The following is a 17,363-nucleotide window of genomic DNA, read 5'->3' on the forward strand; positions in this document are numbered from 1 at the left end:
TGAATTTCAACTTCGATGCTGATGATGCCGCTAGGCATGATTCGTAATCAAAAGCGGACTTTTTGAACAACCTCTTACATTGGAGTTTACATTCACCACATGTTTATCTAGTATGAAATGATACATATCTTTACACACACTAGATAACAAGGGAGATTACAACATGCGCAAAATTTCAACAAAACGTTTCGCCGGATGGCCTTTATCTTTCCTCTTATGTGCCTCCATTTTGTTCACCCCTTTTACTTCCACTCCGGTTCAGGCTGCTGAGGCAGACAAGGAGACCAAGATCACGTTGCTGGGTACATCGGATATACATGGTCGGTTTATGCCGTGGGACTACGCTCTGGACGGTCCAAACCCAACCGGGAGCATGACACAGCTATACACCATTGTGAAAAAAGTCCGTGCGGAGAATCCCAACACGATCCTGCTCGATGCAGGAGACATGATTCAGGATAACTCAGCTGAGTTGTTCAATGATCAACCCCAATCTCCCATGATGGTTGCAATGAACGAGATGAAATATGACGCATGGGTCATGGGTAACCATGAGTTTAACTTTGGACTGGACGTACTGGAGAAGATCTCTTCCCAATTCAATGGACAGCCTCTCGTGGGTAACATTTTCAAAGAAAACGGCGACCGTTACATGCCTGCCTATACGATTATCGAGAAAGACGGAATCAAAGTGGGTGTTATCGGAATGAACACACCTATGATTACCGAGTTTGAGAAAGGTACAGATCACCTGGACGGCATCATCGTCAAAGATCCTGTGGAAGAGACCAAGAAGGCCATTGCTGAGCTGAAAGGCAAAGTTGATGTGATGGTTGGACTCATGCATATGGGATTGGATAACGAGAACGGAAACCCAGGCACCGGAGTGACAGATATCGCCAACGCCAACCCGGAGCTGGCTGCCATTTTTGCCGGACACATGCATACCTTGATTGAATCCCAAACGGTTAACGGTGTATTGATCTCCGAACCGAATAAATATGGCTCACATATTTCACGAATCGATCTGACATTTGAAAAAGACGGCGACAAAGTTGTGCTGAAAAGCAAGGAAGCTCAAGCACTCGCTGTAAAAGCAGCAGACGGAACATATGAAGTCTCCGATCCTGCGCTGGAAGAGACTTTGCACCCATTCCACGAGTTCGCTCGTGCCGATGCCAATATTGAAGTGGCTGAACTGAAAGGAACGAATCTGGTCCCTGCTGATGAGATTAAGGGTATCCCTGCGGTGCAGATCCAGGAAACACCTTTGTCTGACTTTTTCACCGAAGTGATGTTGCATTACAGTGATGCCGATGTGGTCGCGCACCAGATTGATAACGACAAGGCCAAGCTGGATGTAGGCCCGATCAAGAAAAAGGATATTGCGTTCAACTACCAATACACCTTCGGTGAAGTAACTGTATATGAAGTGACCGGACGCGATCTGATGGATTATATGGAGTGGTCTGCGGGGTACTTCAACTCCACACGCCCGGGTGATGTGACCGTCAGCTTTGATCCGAAACGACGTGCTTCCAAATACAGCACCGATGATTTCTTCGGCGGCGTAACGTATGAGATTGACCTGACCAAGCCATATGGCAGTCGGATTACGAATCTTAAGTACAGCAATGGATCCGTTGTCAAAGAAGACGATACGCTGAAGCTCGGTATGAATGCCTACCGGATGGAAGCCCTGATTGCCAAAGGCGGCGCGATGGAAGGACGTAAGTTCAAGCAGCTATGGTCCTCCAAGGATGCTTCGGCATTTGGTGAGATTCAGGGTACGATTCGCAACCTGTCCATCGCCTATCTGAAAGATGTCATGAAAGGTGTCTACGAACCGAAGATTCAGCACAACTGGAAAATCACTGGCGTAGACCTGACTGCACCAGAACGTGCAGATGTGGTCGAGTTAATTAACGATGGCATTATGTCTGTGCCAACAACAGAAGATGGCAAGTACACCAACATTGCCTCCATTAACATTTTGGATGCGGTGACTCAAGAAGAGATTGATGTTTTATCTGCCAAAGCAGGTGTGAGTGCAGCGCAATTCGCAGGCGTGAAAACCAAGGGAGCGTTCTATCAACAGCTGAACAAAACTCGCAAAACAGTAGGTAATGGTGAGGAAGAAACTACACCTGAGAAACCTACGACACCAACTGTACCAAAACCAAAACCAACTCCAACTCCAGGCACGTCGAAACCTGGCAAACCTTCAACACCAAACACCGGTAAACCGGGTAACGTCAACAAAGGCAAGCAAGCCAAGGTTACTGCGGCTTACCTGAACGTACGCGCTGGCGCTTCATCCAAAGCCAAGGTCATTGCTTCCGTACCGAAAGGCACCGTACTTGAAGTGATTAGCACAGACAAGTATAGCTGGGTAAAAGTGAAGCTGGATGGACGTGTAGCATTTGTATACGGGAAATATGTGAGTATTCTCCTTAATTAATAACACCATATCTCTGTATAGTTATTGAAAAAGGCCAAGCTCTATAAAGAACTTGGCCTTTTTATTACAACCTTCTAATCTTATAACTGCACTAATAATTGATTTTAATTTGACCTTGTTCTGTACCCCAAAATCCAGTCTGTACACTAAGCTCAAAATCATTCAAATCTTCGGGAATTTCAAAAACAACATTTCCTGTTTGCGATAATCCTGGATTGATGCCATCATACATAAAAATTTTGTTGGAAACGGAAATCATTGTAGTCGGTGCATATGTAACTTCGCCTTTTTTCAATTGGAAAAACGAAGAATCGGTAGTAATCATCTGTTTTCCTTCGTTCTTTAATGTCGCATTCACAACTAAAAAAACACTTCCATCAGAACTTGGCTTATAAGATAGGATTTGTCCTTCTTTTATTTCATTCTTTGTCGATACCTTGTTAACTTTAAAAACTACATCTCCTACTTTTAATTCGTCACCAATTCCAGCAAGCTTAACCTTCTCTTTTGTTTCTTTCTGTGCTGTGGAAGCCGGTTTACTCACTGCAGTATCAGCTGTTTTATCATTGGAAGAAAGCATACTTCCAATAACACCCAAAACAATCAACCCAATAAAACCTAGACATCCGATCTTAAAAAACTTTTTCATATTTCTCCCCCTAATACTTAGGTAATTTGACCCAAGTGTTATATTAACATATATCGGAATATTTTGGTGGTTATTTATACCTATAATAAATTTCTTTGTATAACCCTCCACAGCCGACCCTCTCCCGTAGTAGTGTACACCACACATCAATCAGGAAAACAATTTACACACTTGAAGCATTTACTCCGTTAGCCTGCCTGCATATAGAGTATAATGAAGAGGTATACGATAAATGTACGGTGCAATGCTTGTATGTAGAGTATTCAAAACTAACGCAAAAGAGGTAAACGATGAGCGAGCAACAATTTAAAGATTATGGACTTGGTGAAGAGATCGTAAAAGCACTGGACAGTCTGGGCTATGAGACACCAACCGAGGTTCAAACTAAAGTTATTCCTGTAGCACTGGAGAACCAGGATCTTGTGGTTAAATCACAGACAGGCAGTGGTAAAACAGCCGCCTACGGCATTCCGCTCTGCGAGCTGGTGGATTGGAATGAGAATAAGCCACAGGCTTTGATTCTTACACCAACCCGGGAACTGGCTTTGCAGGTTAACGAAGATATTACGAATATCGGCCGCTTTAAGCGTATTAAAGCAACCGCACTATACGGACAGTCCCCTTTTCACATCCAAAAAGCCGAGTTAAAACAAAGAACACATGTCGCTGTAGGTACACCAGGTCGGGTGCTGGATCATATCGAACGCGGCACGCTGCCACTCGAACGGATCGCCTATCTCGTTATTGACGAGGCGGATGAGATGCTGAATATGGGCTTTATTGAGACAGTACAAGCGATTATTCAGAAACTGCCGCAGGAGCGAGTAACGATGTTGTTCTCCGCTACATTCCCTGAAGATGTAGCTAAGCTGTCACGCAAATACATGAACAAACCGGTCGAGATCGAGATCAAAGCGAGCGGTCTCACAACAGCCACGATTGAACATGCTGTGATTCACGTGCCAGAAGTGAACAAAACCGCGCTGCTTCAGGACTTGTTCATTGTGGAAAATCCCGATAGCTGCATTGTGTTCTGCCGTACGCAGGAGAATGTGGATAAACTGTTTCGGGTTATGGCTGACCTTGACTACCCAGCAGATCGTATCCATGGTGGTATGGAGCAGGATGAGCGGATCGAAGTGATGAACGCATTCAGACGGGGACAATTCCGTTATCTGATCGCGACGGATGTAGCCGCACGTGGTATTGATATCACAAATATTACTCATGTCATCAACTACGATATTCCTTTGGAAAAAGAGGGATATGTTCACCGTACAGGCCGTACGGGGCGCGCAGGCAAAACAGGTAAAGCCATTACGTTGATTACACCGAAAGATGGCAGACGTCTCGCCGAGATTGAATCCTATATTGGATTCGAAATCCCTGTCGTGAAGGCACCTTCCGAAGATGCTGTAGATCGCCGCAGAGAAGATTTTGAGAAGCGATTGAAGATTGTACCTGAACGCAAAAAGGACAAGCGCGAACAGTTGAACCAACAGATCATGAAGCTGAACTTTAACGGAGGCAAGAAGAAGAAACTTCGTGCCGTTGACTTTGTAGGTACCATCGCCAAGCTTGAAGGGGTAACCGCAGACGACATCGGGATCATTACGATTCTGGATAATGTGACGGATGTAGAGATTCTGAATGGCAAAGGCCCACTCGTACTGGAGCTCATGCAGAATACAACGATCAAAAAGATGCAACTCAAGGTTCGCAAAGGTCACAAATAGATTGAGAACTAGCGTAGAATCATAGGGGTAGATTCGATTTAATTTCCTATATCTATCGCTATGGCCGCCTATAGCTTTAAAAAAAAGACAAGCAGACCTGATAACATGATGTTATGACAGGTCTGCTTGTTAGGCATGCCAACATCGCCCCTCTCTTCATTCCACCTTCCTCTCGAACCCGTTTGTTCATCTTCTACCTCCAGAGAATATCCATTGCGTTCCACGTAGGTCTTAACACCAAATCTCCACCTGTCTGCTATGAGGGTTATCCTACACCATCACTTTCTAACAAGGAGTAAAAATTATCGCGGTCTTCATCATCGAATTTGCCAAGCGCCCGTACCCTAATAAATTCATGTCCACCAAACATGTCGATTTCCTCGCCGCAATTATTGTAGAGTGCGATCATATGTCCATCCCGATTCAGCTCCATATACCCGTAACAAGTTGCCTCTGGTGCTTCGCCGTTTAAGAGTAAAAATCTGATTTTATCCACGCTGTTCATGCAGATCTCCTTTCCTTATTTCTTATTAATGTTAAGAATATTTTACGTAACACCAGATAAATTGGAAAAAGCGATTTCACCCTGTATACCGGTATATACATTCCTATTTAGCAAGCATGAGGGGGGAACACTCGCTAAATCGTTCATTCTCACATTATCTCTTGACGTGATGCGATTTTGGGATTATTATAACGTGCCGGTTTATCAACAAGATAAATCAAATAAATATTTTCTATAAAGACTGGGGTTTTCACCTCTTCTTTTTCCGCACTGTGCCGCCTTCCACCGTATACCGAAATAACGCATCTTCCGCGCCCCCGATATCATCCGTAACCTGAAACGTCGATGCATCTCCCGACTTATATACACTCCCCGTCAAAAAACTGAACACCACATGCTCATCTTTGCCCCAATATGGATTCAGCATGACAAATGTACTACCGTTAACACCCTTTACTGTGCGTTTGCCATTGGCATTATACAGACCATTCTGATCCATTGCCCAACTCTGGGGATCGGCATCGAAGAGATGTGTAAAGCTGGCACGATCGATATGTTTATTCGGTTTACCCCACAGATACACACGATCAGCATCCACTGCCCAGCTCCGGGAAGGTGTTATTAACTCAAACGTTGCTGCATCCGCCCCCTTGATCATCTGAAGCACATCGTCAGGATGACCGAAGGGCTGACTTGTCCGAACAACCTCGGCACGATACACATGATGCTGATCCTTGGAAAGTCCGAGATGCTCTGTCCCGGCAAACACTTCAAACTCCCGGGCATCTGCCTCGTCCACACGATATCCGTTGTAATACACATGATTGCGGTCACGTCCAAAAGGTCCACCTAATGGCTGAAAAGTATCCGGGTCTGCTCCCTTTACAGTACGCCACTGAAAATAAACCCGTTCCCCGTCCCGTGCAAACTGCTCATCCAGCGGTTCAAAGGTAGACCTGTCCACTCCACGGACAAGGTTAAATACACCTTTCGCTTCTCGATGAGGGGTACCACCCCATTCTGTTCTATAAAAAATGGACGACTGAGTCTCGTACCAATTGCCTGTTAACTGCGTAGCTTCCTCTGCACTGTAAGCATAATGCGCATGCCACCAGCCAGGTACGTCGGGATGATGTTCTTGCAGCCACGCCCTCACCTCATCCTTTTCCCCATTCGCATAGCGAAGAGAACTGGACATATGGAACAAATGGTCCTTGTCGGTGCAATAGTCGTGATGAGCAATCACAGCATTCGTATCGATATCCTCAAATAGATGAAAATGCGTACTGCTCTTTACATATAAATAACGTTGGTCCTGAGCAAAGTAGGGCGTATCCGGCAATAGCCGGAAGCTGTTCGGATCGGAGTCAGGCACGGCCTGATCTTCCAGATAGACGTACTGAGAGTCGCAGCAGTAATCTTCATCGATCACACGAAAAGCTTCCGTATCCCGACTGAACAAACTCGCCTTATTCTTGCGGGCATTGAACCACCATATTCCCTGACGATCACGCAGATAAGCGAAGGTCAACCATCCCTTTGTATACGTAGAGATGACTTCAAAATCCTGAGCGATAATGCCTCCCTTAATCGGAGTGTTCGTTCCATCCTCGTCATTATGCAATTTTACTTGAAGGTCTTCATCTACAATAAACTTGTTCATGACAGTTCACCCTCCAACCATGATGTGAATTCAGTCTATCCTTATTTTAACGTGTGTTCCTGATCCTCTCTACATCATCGCACTTGATATTTAGGAACATTTCCTCCGCTCTCACCGCTCAGCCACGATGAAATGAAGGTTTGTTCAGCAATGGATGGATTGTTCACTTGAAAAAGAGTCTGGTCGAATTAAAATATAAATGAAAGCGTTATATTTTAGTTGATATCTTTCGGGAGGTGTATGTAATGGGTAACAGGAAAGCGGTCTGGTTTCTGGTCTTTGCACTCACGTTCACCCTATTTGGACTTCATCCTGAACGAACAAGCGCAGCAAGTGTCACGATAACCAATGGCACCGATTGGCTCGACACCGCAGGCAACCCCATCCATACGAACAGTGGCAACATTCTTCAGGTAGGCTCGACGTATTATCTGTACGGTGAACATGCGGTGGGCGGCAGGTTCGACAGCGTGAACGTCTACACCTCCACTGATCTGAAGAACTGGACTTTCAGCAACGCCATCCTGACGAAAGATTCTGCAACCGAGCTGGCCTCCAGCAAAATTGAACGCCCCAAAGTCATCTATAACGCCTCCACTAACCAGTATGTGCTCTGGGCACACTATGAGAACGGTACGGACTACAACCTCGGGCGTGTCGCGGTCGCAACAAGCAATACCCCTAATGGCAAATTCACGTATGAAGGCAGCTTCCGCCCGCTGAATTATGAATCCCGTGACATGACTGTCTTTGTTGATACAGATGGCACAGGTTATCTGGTTACTGCTTCACGCAAAAATGGCGGTGCCAATGATACGATGGCTATTTTTAAAATGAATGCAAGTTATACCGGAATACAATCCTTCGAGGGCTGGCTGTTCGAGAACGCCTACCGTGAAGCACCTGCTGTTGTGAAAAAAGGAAACCGCTACTACCTCTTCACCTCCCAAGCCGCTGGCTGGTATCCGAATCAGGGTGCTTATGCTACAGCAACTTCCATGACGGGCCCATGGACTGCGCTTACGCCATATGGCAATCCATCTGCCTTCGGTTCGCAGATACATGATATTGCCACGATTACAGGCAGCAACACCACATCTTACATCTACATGGGGGATCGCTGGAATCCGATGAACCTCGGAGAGCACAAACATATCTGGTTGCCGCTAACCTTGAATGATTCGAACGGAACAGCATCACTGGAGTGGTTTACAACATGGAATATCGATGCAGTAACGGGTGCGGTAACACCGCCTGCTCTCGTCAACCATGCCCAAGGCAAAACAGCTACCGCTATCTCCACAGCCTCCGGATCGTCTGCATCCAACGTTAATGATGGCAACTACCAGACTTCATGGGTGGCTTCCTCCAATAGCTGGCCTGCATGGTGGCAGGTGGACTTCGGCACACCAAAGACGATCACCGAGATCGACACCTCCTGGTTTATGTATAAAGGTTCTGAAGGGTACTACAAATACAAAATTGAGATTAGCAACGATGGTGTTAATTACTCCACCTTGGATCGCACCAACAATCTGACCTATGGTTTCACCACGGATGCCGTGCATTTCACCGCCCGTTATGTACGGATCAATATGGTGAACGCCGTCTTGTGGAATAATCCGGGGAACTGGTACACCCCAACTCTGCACGAGGTCAAAATGTTGGGTCCTTCAACACCTGAAGCCACAGGTTACAGCCGGTTCAGTTCGCACAACTATCCGGATCGATACATCCGTCATGCCAATTACACGGCTCGCGTGGATGCCAACGTCTCTCCTGCCCAGGACTCACAATTCCGCGTCGTACCGGGTCTTGCCAGCTCCACGGGAATATCACTGGAGTCCATCAACTTCCCGGGTTACTTTCTGAAGCGTAATGCCAGCAACAAAATTGTACTTGAAGCTTATGCCGACACCGCTGCCTACAAAGGAGATGCTACGTTCCTAAGCGGTCCTGGTTGGGCTGATAGCACCAAAGTATCCCTTCAATCGTACAGTCAGCCCGGATATTACATCCGGCATTATGATTACGTATTACAACTCGATGCCATCAACGCATCCAGCAGCTCAACGGTGAAGAGTGATGCCACGTTTGGGCGAACCAATTTCTAAACAAATGAATTGGAGATGAGGATTAACCGCCTACATCTACATTCATATCTTGGGGAAGAACCGTTTTTTCAGGATTCAAAACTGAAAAGCGGTTCTTTCTCTGCTTCACCATTTCAGATATAGATTACGAAACCTCATCTCAGACTGAAAAAGCAGGTTTAATTAGAGCGTAATCACCAGCCAGACTGGCTAGTGGCTGCCAGCTCTCTATCGCTATTTTATAATGACCGGCATATGCCTCTGCATTCACCCGCACGTGCTCTACTTTTCCAAGAACCACATGATCTGTACCCACCTCGATAATACGATCCAGTGTAAGTTCAAAAGCAATCGGAGATTCGAGCACGGAAGGTACATCTACACGTATGCCTGCCTTGGGTGTAACCCCCGCCAGTTGAAATTCATTTTCGCGCGATGCTACATCTGCTGACGAACGCTGCATGGACGCTGCAAGTACAGCGGGAACTACATTGATCACAAACTCTCCCGTCTCTCGCATATTGACGAGTGTATCCTTCACTGTTCCTTCTCTCTCACCTACACCAGGCCCAATGGATAGGAGCAGCGTAGCCGGATTGCGTGAAGCAACGGTAAAAAAACTAAATGGAGCGAGGTTAAGCACACCCTCCATACTTCGCGTAGAAACCCAGGCAATAGGCCGTGGTACCACGGACCCAATCATCAATTTATACATTTCATCGATGGTGATATCACCTGTTGCAAACTCAAATACATTGTTTTTTTCCAATGACACTCGCTCCTTTTCCCCATTCCAACAGAAGCTCCTTCGGTTTACAAAGCCCCATGGGAAACATATAGTTGGTATAAGAATATACACTTGTTCACCACAAAAAAAGTACGCACTTTGAAGTGCGTACCTGCATAAAGGAGCTTATTCGTGATGGATAATCCGAGTAAAAAACCAGCGGAAACACTCACCCCATTCGACTACACCCTATCCATTATCGGCGGAAAGTGGAAGATGAAAATCATGTATCAACTTGCCTTCCATGGGGTCACACGCTACGGCGAACTCAAACGGCGTGTCCCCGGGATCACGTACAAGGTATTAACCTCTCAACTGAACGATTTGGAACATGAAGGTGTGATAAAACGAGTGGAGTATGATCAGACTCCGCCCAAAGTGGAGTATTCCTTAACCCCCCGAGGCAAGAGTCTAATGCCCATTCTGGAGGAAATCTGCAAATGGGGTGTGCATAACGTACCTGATACACAACCGTTGCATGAATTATAGTGAATTGGGTTGATAAGTGCGAAGGGCTTCATCCAGAACAATGCTTCCCAAGCAGGATTTCCACCTACTAAACTTCGCAACCGAAGGTTGAGTTATTAATAAAAAAAGCAGGTGAAGAAAAACAAATTGTTTTTTTCACCTGCTTTTTTAGTGCCATATAAGACAGTCTTGTTTCACGTTCTGTGCTACCAAAACTCATATATCGTGCGCTTTGACATCACTGGTGTGTCATAAAGTTAATGGGAATCGTTCTCTTTTGGTCTGCATACCAACCATCATATATATAGGAATCCATTACTGATTTAAAAGCTAGCGAAACAACACTGTCTTCCGCCACCGTCTTATCATCTGTTAGGAAATTCCCGTCACTATTGTTGATCTCATTATTGTCGAGAGGCAGCCACTTTCCATACAACGTGTAAGTATAAGAAACAATTCCTAAATTTGACATATTTGTCTCAAAATCATAGGCACTGGTATGACGTGTATCTCTATACCAACCTTCGAACACAAATCCTGGTTTCACTGGAGGTTCAGGTACTTGGACTTTATCCATACCTCCAAGGAGGGTCTGAGAAGCAACCGCTGAACCACCATTAGACTCGAAGTTCACCGTATAGGGACGTCCAAAATATGCGTCTAACTCAAAGTTTCCTGTCACTGGCGTCTCGAAATTGTAAGCATCTGCCCAAGGCTTACCCTTTACGTACCACCAGTAGAGTACCCATCCATTTTTATCTGGAGGAACGGCGTCAGGTCTAGTAACCACATCGCCCTCTGCCACTGACTTTTTAACCACTTCAGTTGCTATACGTAAAGTTACCGTATATAAGACCTTCCATTTTGCATACAATGTGATGTTCGTCGTCACCGGTGTCTCAAAATGATAAGCATTGGTCAAATCTTCATCGCTATACCAACCGATGAAGGTATAACCTTCTCGATGTGGTGCGGCAGGTTCAGAAACCACTTCCCCTTCCAGCACCGGCTGCTGATCTGTCACCGCTGAACCATCCTTATGGTCGAAGATTATTGTAAAGACGGGTGTCCATTTCGCATACAACGTGAGATTTGTCGTTACCGGTGTCTCAAAATTATAGACACTGGTCAAATCTTCATCACTATACCAATTGCCGAATTCATAACCGGTTCGCATCGGAGATGCAGGCGCCGCAATTTTAGCATTATACTCCACTGTCCCGGCATTTACTGCTGAGCCGCCTTTACTATCAAATCTCACGGTGAACTTAGGCGCCCACTTCGCATACAACGAAATTTCACTCGTCACCTGAGCCCTGAAATCGTAGAGTATCGTCAGATCGCTGTCACTATACCAGCCTTTAAACACATAACCTTCGCGCGTTGGACTTGAAGGCTCCTTAGCAGATTGTTGATGGTACACGGACTGACTACTCAACTTCTTGCCGTCGCTTATGAAGCTTACCTCATAGCTATTCAGTATCCATGCCGTGTGTATCTCATAATTCCTCATTATTGGTGTTGTGAAGTCAAATGCTTGGTTCCGCTTCTCTTTATCTCTCCAGTACAAGAACGTATGATTTGGTTTCGGTAGTGGCTCAGGTGCCACTGCCACACCACCTTCAGTTACCAGCTGATCGATTGGCTCAGTCTTTTGTTCATCATAGAAGCGAACTCTATACTGTATTTTTTGAGCAACTACCCATTTCACATACAAGGTGATATCACCATTCACGATTTCGGTTGTGAAATTATATGCCTTTGTCAAATCTTTGTCGCTAAACCAACCTCCGAACACATATCCCTCCCGCGTTGGTGGTTGAGGTGCCGCAGGTTTTGTTCCTTCGTAGACCGCCTGATCGGATATCTCTGTCCCACCATTACTGTTGATGCTCATCGTATACCCACGCATCCACTTCGCATACAACGTAATATTACTCGTCACCGACATTGCGAAATTGTAAGGTTGCGTAAGATCACTGTCGCTGTACCAACCTCCGAACGCATGATCTTTCTTCGTTGGTGTGACTGGTGCGATGACAGTTTTTCCATAAGCTAACGTTTGATCAGGAACTTCTTCCACTCCACCATTACTGTTAAATTTGACAGTATGCTGGTCTATGTCCCACTGAGCGATATACTCGATATCTTGTGCAGGCATGGTTACCGCTGGGACAGCTGACCACCCCTTGAATTCATGACCTGCCCAAGTTGGATCACCGAAATGTAATGAAGTCGTTGATCCGTATTGTACATCGATCTCCTTTGCAGGTGTATTCAAGTCATTGTAATCTATGGTCAACTTATACGTATTACGCGTATAGTACACCCGTAGAACCGTTGTACCGTCGCTGGCAATATCGGCATCTAACACCGTTCCCGGAAGAGCTGTATCTACAGTGAATCCTTCGTAAGACCTGAGTGATTCTTTAGGCAGAGTTACCCTCGTATTGGTTATACCCCGATGCGTTTCTACATCTGCAACCGTGTAGGTTGGATGCCCTATATTTTGCTGCAAGTATACGACTTTGTAAGGCGTATCATCCCTGACTGTCCAGTTTGCGGTATAAGTCGCGTTATCCGTTGGCATCGTACTTGGGACATTCGGTGACCAACCGGCAAACGTATATCCCGTTCTTGTCGGAACTGGAATTCGATTAACGATATTTTTATAAATTAGATCCGTTAGTTTACCTTCCGGTGCTCCCTCATAACCTAAATTAAAAGTTAATGTCCGACTTATCGGTTTGTAATAAATATTAACAACCGTTGAACCATCGCCCTTAATATAGATACCTTTTACTGCAACTTCATTATAACCACGATCTCTATATTTGTTAGAGGTTATACGAATCTCTGTATTTGTTGTTCCCGTCTTCGTTTCGGAATCCGTAAGCACAGATATTTTCTGTGAGTTTGCATCTATCAAATAATGATTGACTTTGTACGGTGTGTCTGTGTTCACAATCCAACGTGCATACAGTTTTGGAATACCTGTAGGCATCCGGTTGGGAATGTCCACTTTTGTACCACCATAGGCAGAAGTATACCAGCCATCGAAAGTATATCCCGGATTTACTGGGACTTTGTTTTTCACTTGAATGGCTGCATTAAAGGCAGCAGTCACAATCTCAGATGGTTCTCCATTACTTGGATCGAATTCGATCGTTAGATCACCATCCGCACTTTTAATCCAGTTCAGCGGAATCGTACGCTGAATCGGAGCTGACGTGAATGACATCGGCGCTCCCTTCCAAGTAATAACTAATTTAGCCGCACTCGATGGAATCGTCTTATTTCTAACTTGTACCCCTTTTTTATCTAGCAAAAATCTGAAGTTATCACCGCTTAATTGAATATCAAATTGTGAACTATCATATGTTTCTTCCGTCGTTATACCTGTTTTCAAATTAAGAGTATTCATCTTGAAAAATGACTCTGGTAAATTGCGAGAGTCAGCATTTCCTCTAAAGAGCAACCCAAGCTCATCATCCTGTGGATAGGCGAAGTCATAGACGTTCTTTTCTTCCCCAATCGTATACAGTGGCCACTCTTCATCCGCCAGTTCTACGCTATCCGAGAGAGCTCCATCGCCTAATTGGGCGCCAAGTGCCACCTCCAAATAGATGCCGATCTCGACGAACAGGGCCCCTAAAGACTTCGTCGTCTTCACTCCGCTAATATTTTTTAGCTGATAGTAGAAGTAACCCCACAGATTCACATACACGCCTGGTTCTACAGCAATTCCGATACTATTCAAATCAACACTGCCAATTCCCGCTTGAACCTCCATATGAATACCGGCTCGCAAACCGAGCGTCCCCATCACATAGAAGGTAAACTGGTAATCGCCGTCTTCTGGCAAGCTAACCGTATTACTCGAACCACTGAAACTCAATACACGTAAGGTCACTGAGTAGCGCTTAGCCATCTTATAATAGAAATCTGCCCCGATGGTTAAGTTCACCTGCGCGCTAACTACAAACTCAGCTTTGAATTGGACTTCAATAATCCCCAGTGCCACACGCACGCTCTTTTCAAAGAGCGTCTTCTTGATTAATGGAACCCACTCCGTTTTCTGACTCAACATCTCTTGATACTGTTCCTTCAATGATTCCGAGTCTACGGCGGTATCTTGCACACCCTCCATGACCGCTTCAATCTCTGTTGCAATGTTCCGCACCTGACTAAATTTGCCAGAGGTCTTCGCATCCAGCCAGTTCGTCAGCGCAGCTTCCAACTTATCTGGTTCGACAAGAGCCATCTCTGCCGTGATGTTCATTCCGGTATAGCTATAAGCATCCAGATTCGCTGTGATTACATAATCATCAATGACTGGGAAGATCGGGATATCGCCCAAAAATGTCGAAATGGTATACCAATGCCACTTCGTCTCCGAATTCACACCGAGATCCAGGCTCATCTCCTGAACGAATGTACTGGTCATATGGATGATCAGATCGCTATCTTCACTAACATTCACAACAATATCCGCGCCCACTTGCAGTGTAGCACTCACACCGGAGGATCGGCCGTTAATGTTCTTCAGTTTTGTGCCAAGTTTAGCAACAACGGTCAGATTCTCCACACTTACCCGACCACTGTCACCAGAGAGGGCACGTGATGCCTGAGCATTGATCTTCTGAATCTCCTCTGTCTCCATCGCCAGTTCTGACAGATATTCCGCCGCTTGATCAACGAACCCGCTATCTAAGGCTTGCTCCTCAATCTGTTCTTCGAGCTGTGCGATCTGGTCTTTCGACAACAACTCTTCGCCTTCAATGGCTTGCTTCTGATAGAGGTCGAACGCACTCGTGACGTCATCTAGCGTAGCATCGGTATACGTAATGATATTCATTTCTGCCGCAGGCGTAATTGACGTGATGCGCCCGTAACCAGTGGCCACAAAATCCGATTGGGCAAATCCACCCTCATAGAACCCGATAAAGTCGCCTACATCCACTGTCGTCAGCTCATCCAAGCCGAGTGGCTCATACATGCTGTCACTATAGTTCATCACAGTCTGCTCAACCGTGATGGAATGGTTATCAGGATCATTGTCTGTGTCTGCATCTACACTCACTGGCAGCACATCCGGTTTGAACAATACTTGATTGATATCTGCTTGACCATAGGTGTAGGTCGTACCGTTCACCGCTGAGATATGGACATAGGCGATATCGCCATTGTCTTCACCGGTTGTTTCTAACGTGCGCAGATCAGGGCGAACCCCTTGATAGATGGCGACGGTATCGCCAGCTTCAACCTCGGTGCTTCCGTTATATACGAACGTACCGCTGCTTGCATTGGCTTCAGCCAGCGTATTTCCACTACCACCTACCGTTGTGGCGACTACAGGAATGGCTGCCGAACCAACCTCCGTGCCGTTCAGCATCATATCCGTGACATCCGCAAAGGACAGGTAGACCATGCTCGTATGCAGCGGGATGTCCATGATTTCTTGCTTCGCAACGCCAAACACATAGATTCTCGTCGTCGCGTCTTGGCCTTGGAAGGTCAAGTTGTCGTCTGTCAACGTAAGTTCATACGTGTTGCCTTCTACGAAATGACCACCTTCTACTGCGGACGCTACCGTGAACTTCCCGTTCCCTCCCGTGACGGTGATCCCCTCAAATTCAGGATTGGCTGTATCCTGAAACGTCATGCGAGCTTTGACCTCAGATGCTGTTAGGCTGCCCGATGTATCTTGTACAGCGATCGTATAGTTCGTCGCAACATCCAGTACCGAGTAGCTAGGCGTACTTTGTACAGCACTGTCCACGCGATCCGTATACTTTGCATATAATTTCGTATCTGCGGTCAGGGTACTGCCACTTGCAAAGATGAGTGAAAGATCACTATCTGTAAACCACCCTTGGAATATATATCCTTCTTTTATTGGAGCCGGCAGGTTATTTAGCACCTGGCCTTTTCGTACCGCCTGCGCAGCGACCGCCGAGCCACCGTTGCTATCAAACGTTAGTGTATACGCGGTGGAACCTGTACCAGGGTTGCCTCCGTTGTCTACAGGCGTTCCACCACCATTATTACCGCCAGGTGTCGGCGTTGGGTTCTCCGTTGGAGTTCCCGGTTGGGTTGGTTGTGTAGGTGTTGGTGTTGGAGTAGGCGTCACCGGCGTTTGATTCTGATTTTTCCACGGCTCTACAACCGCGTTGTTGCGCATGAAGAGAACCGCTGCTTCCGCGCGACTAGCTTGTGCACGCGGATTGAAGTTCCCCTTTTCATCCCCGGTGAACACACCGGCTTGCCACAGCTTGATGACCGCGTCAGCCGCCCAAGGCGATACATCCCCGAGATCGCCCGGCTCTGTCGTGACCGGATTCTCGGTCTGATAAGGGATCTGTTCGCTTTCGAAATACCGCAACGTCATCGTCGCCATTTGCTCCCGAGATACGGTAGCATCCGGCGAATATTTCCGTTCCCCCGTGCCATCGGTAATTCCCTTCTTAACCGCCCATTCGACATATGGCGCATACCAGCTGCCCGCCTGCACATCAGCAAAGCTCGAAGTGGAGTACGTCCCCGCATCGACTCCGGCCATCCGTCCGAGTGCCGTCACATACATGGCACGTGTCATGGTCCCCTTAGGAGAGAAGCTACTCGCGTTCGTTCCGCTGAATATGCCCTTCTCCTGCACATGGACGACTGCATCGTGGAACCAGTCCGTTGGACTCACATCCTGGAAACCACTAGATTTGGTTACTGCTGTCTGCTGGATCGGCAGTTCAGCCGCTACTGCCGATTGCGCTGGTAATAGGGGCACGGCAGAAACTATTAAGCTGATCACCAGCATCCACATCAGGATCTGCCGGCTCACCTTCCATCCCTGTCTTACTTTCTTCACTTTCATTCATCCCTTCTATGTATAGATCAAACTAAAAAAGACCATCCAAAATTCGACTTCTTTAAGGTACGATAATGCCAACTTTACAGATTGAATTCGTTCACCGACCTTCCTGCAGTCGCAGTCGAATTGTGAC

At 46.3% G+C, this 17,363-nt stretch carries 9 protein-coding genes; 4 read left to right on the forward strand and 5 right to left on the reverse strand.

Features of this window, described 5'->3' with window-relative positions; genetic code table 11:
• The first annotated feature begins 163 nt into the window (after nt 1-163).
• Nucleotides 164-2,461, forward strand: coding sequence for a 5'-nucleotidase C-terminal domain-containing protein (locus tag MKY87_RS15105; RefSeq protein ID WP_340965274.1), 2,298 nt, complete (start codon nt 164-166; stop codon nt 2,459-2,461).
• A 91-nt stretch (nt 2,462-2,552) separates the two neighbouring features.
• On the opposite strand, the gene MKY87_RS15110 is transcribed toward MKY87_RS15105, so the two are convergent.
• Entirely contained in the window at nt 2,553-3,110 is a 558-nt protein-coding gene (locus tag MKY87_RS15110; protein WP_340965275.1) for a DUF4352 domain-containing protein, read from the reverse strand.
• A gap of 290 nt (nt 3,111-3,400) precedes the next feature.
• Between MKY87_RS15110 and MKY87_RS15115 the strand changes: the two genes are divergently transcribed.
• The gene (locus MKY87_RS15115) at nt 3,401-4,846 is read left to right on the forward strand and encodes a DEAD/DEAH box helicase (RefSeq protein ID WP_340965276.1); all 1,446 of its coding nucleotides are present in this window, start codon (nt 3,401-3,403) and stop codon (nt 4,844-4,846) included.
• Nucleotides 4,847-5,111: 265 nt separating this feature from the next.
• Here the strand turns inward: MKY87_RS15115 and MKY87_RS15120 are convergent, their stop codons facing one another.
• Nucleotides 5,112-5,351 (reverse strand): hypothetical protein, encoded by a 240-nt coding sequence (locus MKY87_RS15120; protein WP_062836614.1) that lies wholly within the window; start codon nt 5,349-5,351, stop codon nt 5,112-5,114.
• A 250-nt stretch (nt 5,352-5,601) separates the two neighbouring features.
• Complete coding sequence (locus MKY87_RS15125; RefSeq protein WP_340965278.1) at nt 5,602-7,014, reverse strand: DKNYY domain-containing protein; 1,413 nt, start codon at nt 7,012-7,014, stop codon at nt 5,602-5,604.
• Between the two features lie 245 nt (nt 7,015-7,259).
• Here MKY87_RS15125 and MKY87_RS15130 point away from each other — a divergent pair, with 245 nt between their 5' ends.
• A complete protein-coding gene (locus MKY87_RS15130; protein ID WP_340965279.1) occupies nt 7,260-9,128 on the forward strand; it encodes an AbfB domain-containing protein in 1,869 nt (622 codons plus the stop codon).
• 139 nt (nt 9,129-9,267) lie between these two features.
• On the opposite strand, the gene MKY87_RS15135 is transcribed toward MKY87_RS15130, so the two are convergent.
• The gene (locus tag MKY87_RS15135) at nt 9,268-9,882 is read right to left on the reverse strand and encodes a flavin reductase family protein (protein ID WP_445669422.1); all 615 of its coding nucleotides are present in this window, start codon (nt 9,880-9,882) and stop codon (nt 9,268-9,270) included.
• A gap of 147 nt (nt 9,883-10,029) precedes the next feature.
• Here MKY87_RS15135 and MKY87_RS15140 point away from each other — a divergent pair, with 147 nt between their 5' ends.
• Nucleotides 10,030-10,383 carry a winged helix-turn-helix transcriptional regulator gene (locus tag MKY87_RS15140; RefSeq protein WP_339787705.1) on the forward strand — a complete coding sequence of 118 codons (354 nt, stop codon included), beginning with the start codon at nt 10,030-10,032 and terminating at the stop codon, nt 10,381-10,383.
• A 217-nt stretch (nt 10,384-10,600) separates the two neighbouring features.
• On the opposite strand, the gene MKY87_RS15145 is transcribed toward MKY87_RS15140, so the two are convergent.
• Nucleotides 10,601-17,200: an InlB B-repeat-containing protein gene (locus MKY87_RS15145; RefSeq protein ID WP_340965281.1), complete on the reverse strand. Its 6,600-nt coding sequence runs from the start codon at nt 17,198-17,200 to the stop codon at nt 10,601-10,603.
• Nucleotides 17,201-17,363: the final 163 nt, after the last annotated feature.

The organism is Paenibacillus sp. FSL R7-0198, assembly GCF_038000415.1.
Classification (GTDB): Bacteria; Bacillota; Bacilli; order Paenibacillales; family Paenibacillaceae; genus Paenibacillus.

Excerpts from the sequence above, each read along its gene's own strand:
- MKY87_RS15130 (WP_340965279.1), top strand. The coding sequence starts at position 7,260 with ATGGGTAACAGGAAAGCGGTCTGGTTTCTGGTCTTTGCACTCACGTTC.
- MKY87_RS15125 (WP_340965278.1), bottom strand. The coding sequence starts at position 7,014 with ATGAACAAGTTTATTGTAGATGAAGACCTTCAAGTAAAATTGCATAAT.
- MKY87_RS15140 (WP_339787705.1), top strand. The coding sequence starts at position 10,030 with ATGGATAATCCGAGTAAAAAACCAGCGGAAACACTCACCCCATTCGAC.
- MKY87_RS15115 (WP_340965276.1), top strand. The coding sequence starts at position 3,401 with ATGAGCGAGCAACAATTTAAAGATTATGGACTTGGTGAAGAGATCGTA.
- MKY87_RS15120 (WP_062836614.1), bottom strand. The coding sequence starts at position 5,351 with ATGAACAGCGTGGATAAAATCAGATTTTTACTCTTAAACGGCGAAGCA.
- MKY87_RS15105 (WP_340965274.1), top strand. The coding sequence starts at position 164 with ATGCGCAAAATTTCAACAAAACGTTTCGCCGGATGGCCTTTATCTTTC.
- MKY87_RS15110 (WP_340965275.1), bottom strand. The coding sequence starts at position 3,110 with ATGAAAAAGTTTTTTAAGATCGGATGTCTAGGTTTTATTGGGTTGATT.